Genomic DNA, 719 nt, shown 5'->3' on the forward strand with positions numbered 1-719 from the left:
AATGGCGAGAAGTGGTACACCTCAGGGGCGTCCATTTCTCAGCTGGCACTGGTGATGGCCAAGACCGATCCCGACGCCCCTCGTCATCGGCAATACACCACCTTCTTGGTGGAGCTGCCCAACGCGGGTTTCGATATCGTCCGCAATATCCCTATCATGGGCGAATCCGATATCCCCACCTACCAGGGCGAAATCCAGATGGGCCACGCCGAAGTGCGCATCAACGACCTCGTTGTCCCCCACGAGAACATTCTCGGCGGACTTGGACAGGGCTTTGCGATGGGGCAGCATCGGCTCGGATACGGCCGGCTCCGGCACGGGATGTGGAGCGTGGCCAAAGCTCAGGCAGCCTTGGATATGGCCACCGCACGTGCGTGCGAGCGTGTCACCTTCGGCAAGCGCGTCGCCGATCGGCAAGGCATCCAGTGGATGCTCGCCGATTGCGCCGAGAAGCTCTACATCACGCGACTGATGATCCTGCACCTGGCCTACAAAATGGAGCACGGGCACGACCTGCGCATCGAGAACTCGATGGCCAAAACCTATATCGCCAACATGCTGATCGAGGTGATCGACACGGCGTTGCAGATACACGGGTCCTTGGGCTACACCCACGACCTGCCGTTGGCGGCCTGGCTCTCAGAGGCGAGAATGAGCCGCATCGTCGACGGCCCCGATGAGGTGCACCGCTGGACGGTGGGGCGCAACGTCGTCAAGGC

Annotated in this window: 1 protein-coding gene; it reads left to right on the forward strand. The window is 61.6% G+C overall.

Going from position 1 to position 719, the window contains the following annotated elements; genetic code table 11:
- Window positions 1-719: acyl-CoA dehydrogenase family protein (locus A9X04_RS29015; protein WP_197508960.1), on the forward strand; the 719-nt coding region annotated here is incomplete at both ends.

The organism is Mycobacterium sp. E3247 (assembly GCF_001667785.1).
In the GTDB taxonomy this organism is placed as follows: domain Bacteria; phylum Actinomycetota; class Actinomycetes; order Mycobacteriales; family Mycobacteriaceae; genus Mycobacterium.